General features: G+C 27.0%; 6 protein-coding genes. 5 read left to right on the forward strand and 1 reads right to left on the reverse strand.

Going from position 1 to position 6,648, the window contains the following annotated elements; genetic code table 11:
* The first annotated feature begins 164 nt into the window (after nucleotides 1-164).
* Nucleotides 165-695 carry a DUF4829 domain-containing protein gene (locus CLTHE_RS13155; RefSeq protein ID WP_080023851.1) on the forward strand — a complete coding sequence of 177 codons (531 nt, stop codon included), beginning with the start codon at nucleotides 165-167 and terminating at the stop codon, nucleotides 693-695.
* Between the two features lie 201 nt (nucleotides 696-896).
* Here the strand turns inward: CLTHE_RS13155 and CLTHE_RS13160 are convergent, their stop codons facing one another.
* The gene (locus tag CLTHE_RS13160) at nucleotides 897-2,273 is read right to left on the reverse strand and encodes an APC family permease (RefSeq protein WP_080023852.1); all 1,377 of its coding nucleotides are present in this window, start codon (nucleotides 2,271-2,273) and stop codon (nucleotides 897-899) included.
* 119 nt (nucleotides 2,274-2,392) lie between these two features.
* Between CLTHE_RS13160 and CLTHE_RS13165 the strand changes: the two genes are divergently transcribed.
* The 4 genes from CLTHE_RS13165 to CLTHE_RS13180 all read left to right on the forward strand — a co-directional run bounded on the left by CLTHE_RS13165 (nucleotide 2,393) and on the right by CLTHE_RS13180 (nucleotide 6,352).
* Complete coding sequence (locus CLTHE_RS13165) at nucleotides 2,393-2,860, forward strand: pyridoxamine 5'-phosphate oxidase family protein (protein ID WP_080023853.1); 468 nt, start codon at nucleotides 2,393-2,395, stop codon at nucleotides 2,858-2,860.
* Nucleotides 2,861-3,129: 269 nt separating this feature from the next.
* A complete protein-coding gene (locus tag CLTHE_RS13170) occupies nucleotides 3,130-3,918 on the forward strand; it encodes an electron transfer flavoprotein subunit beta/FixA family protein (RefSeq protein ID WP_080023854.1) in 789 nt (262 codons plus the stop codon).
* A 12-nt stretch (nucleotides 3,919-3,930) separates the two neighbouring features.
* The gene (locus CLTHE_RS13175) at nucleotides 3,931-4,950 is read left to right on the forward strand and encodes an electron transfer flavoprotein subunit alpha/FixB family protein (RefSeq protein WP_080023855.1); all 1,020 of its coding nucleotides are present in this window, start codon (nucleotides 3,931-3,933) and stop codon (nucleotides 4,948-4,950) included.
* A gap of 1 nt (nucleotide 4,951) precedes the next feature.
* The gene (locus CLTHE_RS13180) at nucleotides 4,952-6,352 is read left to right on the forward strand and encodes an FAD-binding oxidoreductase (protein ID WP_080023856.1); all 1,401 of its coding nucleotides are present in this window, start codon (nucleotides 4,952-4,954) and stop codon (nucleotides 6,350-6,352) included.
* Nucleotides 6,353-6,648: the final 296 nt, after the last annotated feature.

Genomic DNA, 6,648 nt, shown 5'->3' on the forward strand with positions numbered 1-6,648 from the left:
GAAGGTACTATTATTTGATTATAAATTTAAATTAAAAACATAAAGAGAGTAAGAGAATAAATAAAATTTTGGAATATTAATATAGATATCTATTAATATTATATTGTGAAAGTAAATTTATTAACATATAATGGAATAAAGGTTTAGGGATTAGGAGAAGTGTTATGAGAAAGTATATTTTTTTAGGTTTAATTACAATTATGTTATTACCTTTAAGTTTAACTCAATGTAACACTAATGATAAAAATTTAGACAAAACAGAATATGAATATCCTCATATAAATGAAGCTTTAAATGAGTTATATGAAAATAGAGAACTTAAAAGTGATATAGAAGCAGAAAATACTATTAGAAGAGCTATAGAATCTAAAAATAATAAAGATGAAAAACAAGTAAAAAGATATTATGAAGAGAGATATAGAGACTCCGACTTTAGATTGGAGAATCTGAAAAGTATTAAATTAAAGAAAATTGAGTTTATTGATGATATAAACATGTATAAACAGTATATAAAAGACTGGATATTAGTTAAGAAAATAAATATAGAAGATTTAAAAATTTACTTAGTTACTTATGATGCACAATATATTGATGAGCTTAAAGAACCAGTTGGTAATGGAGAAGATATGAAATATTGCACACTTATTAAAGAAGAAACTGGTGATTGGAAAATTCATCAGGTTGGAGAATGGTAGAATCTATAAATAAAAATTAATTTTGATGGTCAAATAGAAAAATTATAGTTTATTATTAGAAGAATATATAAGAAAAAATATGATTAAACGGTAAAATTAAAAAGTTATATAAATAGTAAAAAGTTGATTTTTATATTAATAAAAATCAACTTTTATTATGTATAAATATTAATTTGTATTTATCAGAATTAAGATAAAACATTATTTTTTATTTAAATTAGAATTTTTTATTGAATATATGAAATAAAATATAATAGCTACAACAATAAAGATAATAAAATAAATCCATGTTGAAAATGGTAAGCTGACCATCAAAAATCCACAACTTAATATAGCTAAAATAGGTATTAAAGGAACGAATGGTGTTCTAAATCCTCTTTTAAAATCTGGATTAGTTTTTCTAAAAACTATAACTGATAAAGAAACCATTAGATATACAAATAATAATGCTAAAGTAGAAGCATTAGCAAGGCTATCTAATTGAACAAATCCAGATAGTATTGCTCCAATTATTCCAATAGTCCATAGAGAAACATTAGGAACTGCATGTTTATTTTGTTTAGAAAATACTTTTGGAATTAATCCATCACTTGAAAGTGCAGATAAAATACGAGAATTTCCAAATCCAATAGCAAATATTATAGCAAGAATTCCTAAAATAGCTCCTATTGATAATATGCTTGAAGCTAAATGATGTCCAACTTGGAGTAATGCATAAGCTAAAGCATCACCTTGATTTAAATCTTTATATGGAACCATTCCAGTTAATACAAAGGAAACTATACAATATATTATTGCACAAGCAATTATTGATAAAATTAATGCTCGTGGTAAAGTTTTTTGAGGATTTATAGTTTCTTCAGCAGCAGATGCTGTAACATCAAACCCTGTATAAGCGAGAAATAATACAGAAGCACCACTTATTACGCCAGAGATTCCCATAGGAAAAAAAGGAGTTAAATTATCAATATCAATATAAAACACACCAACTAATACAAAAATTACTATTACTAAAACTTTTAATATAACTATTATATTATTAAATAATTTACTTTCATTTCCGCCTAAAGATAATATGTACATTATAAAAAGAGTTATTAAAACAGCTGGTAAATTTATAATTCCACCATTGCTTGGAATTTTAGAAATAGCAATTGGTAAGCTTATATTAAATATTTCCAAGAAAGAATTTAAATAGTCAGACCAACCATTAGAAACTAATCCTAAGGCTAATACATATCCAAAAATAACCGAAACTCCAACTATATATCCAAAGATTTCTCCGAGAGACACATATACATAGGTATAAGAACCACCAGAACTTGGAATAGATGAAGCAAATTCGCTATAACATAAAACTACAAATATAGATGCAATACCTGCAATTATAAAAGATAGAATTTCTCCAGGTCCAGCAAGGGTAGCAGCAACAACACCAGGAAGAACTAAAACTCCAGTCCCAATTACTGCACCAATACTCATAAGTGTTAAATCAAGAGTTTTTAAAGTTCTTTTTTTATTACTCTTATTAGAGTCTGATATTACATCATTTACATTTTGCTTTCTGAAAATATTCATTAAAACAACCTCCCTCTCTTTAGTTAGTATTAGTGATGAGAACAAAAATATTCATTAATGGGTCATATAGCATTAATATAATTATGTTAATATTAGAAAAAAAAGGAGGGAGTTTTATTATGTTTAGAAAGCTTAGAAAAATAAACTATGAAATACCAAAAGAAAGAGTAGAAGAATTAATAAAAACAACAGAATATGGAGTTTTATCAACAGTTGGAGAAGATGGTTATCCATATGCAGTTCCAGTAAATTATGCTTATATAAATGGAAATATTTATTTTCACTGTGCTAGAGAAGGACATAAGCTAGATAATATTTCATTTAATAATAAAGTTTCATTTACATTAGTTCCATATTCAAAAGTATTATCTGAAAAATTTGATAGTGAATATGAAAGTGTAGTTATATTTGGAAAAGCTGAAGAAGTTTTTGATAAAGAAAAAATTGATGGGCTTTTAGGATTAGTTTATAAATATTCACCAGAATATGTGGAAGCAGGAAAAGCATATATAGATAGAGCTCAAGATAAAGTTAGAATTATGAAAATAAGCTTTGATTATGTTACAGGTAAAACTTATAAAGAATAGTTCTATTAAAGAAGAGCATAACTATAAAAGTTATTTTAATACTTTTATAGTTATGTTCTTTTTTTCTGAATATATGTTAGTATATTATATAAAGTATAAAATTGAAATAAAATTGTAATTGTAAATTTAACAAAGTTATTGTTACAATAATAAAAAGAACCACGGTTTAATGAAATAGATTATAAAGTGGTTCTTTTATATTATTTAAAGTGAAATTATAATTAGCTTTAGTTAAATGAGATATAGAAAAACTTCAGGAGGAAGAAATTTTGAAAATAGCAGTATGTATAAAACAAGTACCAAGTAGTGAACATGTTGATGTTGATACAGAAAAAGGTATTTTAATAAGAAATAATTTAGAAAATAAAATGAATCCATTAGACTTACATGCATTAGAAGTAGGTGTTAATATAAAAGAAAATGTAGGTGGAGAAGTTTCTGTTATAAGTATGGGACCACCACAAGCTAAAGAAATTATAAAAGAAGCTTATTCAATTGGAGCAGATAAGGGATATCTTTTATCTGATAGAAAATTTGCTGGGGCAGATGTTCTTGCAACAAGTCATGCACTTGCAGAAGGAATTAAGAAAATTGGAGATTTAGATCTTATTTTATGTGGAAAATTAACAGTTGATGGTGATACAGCACAAGTAGGACCAGAACTTGCAACTCTTTTAAACATTCCTCATATAATAGCAGTTAAAGAAATTGTTGAATGTAAAGAAGATTCAATAGTAGTAGAAAGAGAAATGGAAAATGGAACACAAATAGTCGAAGTTAAGTTCCCTTGTCTTTTAACTATAGATAAAGAAGCTTCAGAACCAAGACTTCCTTCTTATATAAAAATGAAGGAAAGCAGAGATAGAGAAATAAAAATATTCAGCATGAACGATTTAGAAGATACAAATGAAATGAATTATGGTTTACAAGGTTCACCAACAAAGGTTGAAAATATTTTTAAAGCAACAAGTGAAAAAGAACAAGAACTTTGGAATGGTGATGGAGAAGTACTTGGGGACAAGTTCTCAGAAAAACTAAAGGAACTAAAGTTTATTTAGAGGAGAAGAGTAATGAATAAAAAAATATTAGATAAAAGCCTTTGGAAAGGTATATTAGTTTACGTTGATTATTTAGAAGATAAAATACATCCAATAACATTTGAACTTATAGGAAAAGCTAGAGAGTTAGCAGATAAAGTAAATGAAAAAGTATATTGCTTAATGATAGGACATAATTTAGAAGAAAAAGCAGAAGAATTACTTCACTATGGAGTAGATGAAGTACATATCTATGATAATGAAGAGTTAAAAGATTTTAAAATAGAACCATATGAAAAAGCTTTTGAAGATTTTGTAACTTGGATTAAACCTTCAGTTATACTAGCACCAGCAACTTCAACAGGACTTTCATTAGCACCAGCAGTTGCAGCTAAGTTTAAAACAGGTCTAACAGCAAACTGTACAATTCTTAATATTAATGAAAATGGAGATTTAGTTCAAACTAGACCAGCTTTTGGTGGAAACATAATGGCTGATATGTTAACTCCTAACAATAGACCTCAAATGGTAACAGTTAGATATAAAGCAATGACTCCAGCTGAAAGAAAAGAAGAAGTTTTCGGTAAAGTAGTAAAATGTACTATAGATAAAGAAGATTTAGAATCAAAAATAGAAATATTAGAAACAAAAACAGAAGAAAAATCAAATGATTTAACAGAGGCAGATGTTATTGTTGTTGCTGGTAGAGGTGTTAGAAACGAAGAGGATATGCAAATGATTAATGAGCTTGCAAATCTTTTAGGAGGACAAGTTGGAGTAACTAGACCTCTAATTGAAAAAGGATGGGCAGATGAAAAGCTTCAAATTGGAATAAGTGGAAGAATGGTTAGACCAAAACTTATAATAACTTGTGGTATTTCAGGAGATGTTCAGTTCTCAGCAGGTATAGATAAGTCAGATTATATATTTGCAATAAATAGTGACCCAGACGCACCAATATTCCAAATTGCTAACTATGGAATAGTTGGAGATCTTTATAAGGTTATTCCTAGATTAATAGAAAATATAAAGAGGGAAAAAGAGGAACAATAATATGAGTTATAAAGTATTAGATACAAATGATATAAATTTTTTAAAGAAAATAATTAATGATGATAAAAGAGTTCTTATAGATGGAGATATAAGAGAAGAATATAGCCATGATGAATTATGTGGAATTCAAAAGTATCCAGAAGTTGTTCTTAAAATTAAAGAAACAAGAGAAGTTTCAGAAGTAATGAAATATGCTAATGAAAATAATATTCCTGTAACTCCAAGAGGAACAGGAACAGGGCTTGTAGGAGCAGCAGTTCCAATTCATGGTGGAATTTTATTAGATCTTTCAACAATGAATAAAATAGTTGAAATTGATGAAGAAAACTTAACTGTTACTGTTGAAACAGGAGTTTTATTAATGGATTTAACTAAATATGTTGAAGAACATGACCTTTTCTATCCACCAGATCCAGGAGAAAAAACAGCTACAATAGGTGGTAACATAAGTACAAATGCTGGAGGAATGAGAGCAGTTAAGTATGGAGTTACAAGAGATTATGTAAGAGGACTTGAAGTTGTTTTACCAAATGGTGAAGTAGTAGAACTTGGAGGAAAAGTAGTTAAAAATAGTACAGGATATGCATTAAAAGATTTAATGATAGGTTCAGAAGGAACTTTAGGAATAGTAACAAAAGCTATATTAAAACTTCTTCCATTACCAAAGAAAACAATTAGTCTTTTAGTACCATTCCCTAATTTAGATAAAGCAATTGGAACAGTTCCTAAAATAATAAAATCAAAAAATATTCCAACTGCTATTGAGTTTATGCAAAGAGCTGCAATAACTGCTTCAGAAGAATTTTTAGGAAAGAAATTCCCAGATAGTAAAGCAGATGCATATTTAATTTTATCTTTTGATGGAAATACAAGAGATGAAATAATAAAGAACTTTGAAAATGTAGCTGAAATATGTCTAGAAGAAGGAGCTCTTGATGTACTTGTTTCAGATACAGCTGAAAGAAACGCTGCTATTTGGTCAGCAAGAGGAGCTTTCTTAGAAGCTATTAAAGCTTCAACTACTCAAATGGATGAAGTTGATGTAGTAGTTCCAAGAAATAAAATTGCTGAATTTGTTAACTATACTCATGAATTAGAAGAAAAATATAAAATAAGAATAAGATCATTTGGACATGCTGGAGACGGAAATCTTCATATTTATATATTAAGAGACGAATTAGACCAAGAAGCATGGGAAGATAGAATGAGAAAAGCTATGAATGATATGTATGCTATGGCTAAAGAAATGAAAGGTCAAGTATCAGGAGAACATGGAATAGGATATGATAAAATTGATTTTATGAGAGAATCAATAGGAGAAGCTAGTTATCAGGCAATGAAAGCTATAAAATTAGCATTAGATCCTAAAAATGTTTTAAATCCAGGAAAAGTAGTTAAATAAAAATAATTTTATAATTAATATGAAATAAGACTTTTATAATAAAAGTCTTATTTTTTTATTATATTTTTATTTCAAGTATTTAAAATAATTTACGATAATATATTAAGAAAAATAATTATGTAAAGGAAAATTTTAATACTATGATTTATAATAAAACACCATTTATTATTGGGATAATTGCATTAATTTTAATTTATTTAACTGTAATATCAATGATTAGATATTTAGAAAATGACTAAATATTTTTATTTATTAATTTTATCGTGTAGATACAGAACTTTTAATAAATATAAAGG

This window comes from Clostridium thermobutyricum DSM 4928, assembly GCF_002050515.1.
Taxonomy (GTDB): domain Bacteria; phylum Bacillota; class Clostridia; order Clostridiales; family Clostridiaceae; genus Clostridium; species Clostridium thermobutyricum.

What these genes read in the sequence shown, in the direction of transcription:
- CLTHE_RS13175 (WP_080023855.1), top strand. Translation starts at nt 3,931, where the DNA reads ATGAATAAAAAAATATTAGATAAAAGCCTTTGGAAAGGTATATTAGTT.
- CLTHE_RS13180 (WP_080023856.1), top strand. Translation starts at nt 4,952, where the DNA reads ATGAGTTATAAAGTATTAGATACAAATGATATAAATTTTTTAAAGAAA.
- CLTHE_RS13155 (WP_080023851.1), top strand. Translation starts at nt 165, where the DNA reads ATGAGAAAGTATATTTTTTTAGGTTTAATTACAATTATGTTATTACCT.
- CLTHE_RS13165 (WP_080023853.1), top strand. Translation starts at nt 2,393, where the DNA reads ATGTTTAGAAAGCTTAGAAAAATAAACTATGAAATACCAAAAGAAAGA.
- CLTHE_RS13160 (WP_080023852.1), bottom strand. Translation starts at nt 2,273, where the DNA reads ATGAATATTTTCAGAAAGCAAAATGTAAATGATGTAATATCAGACTCT.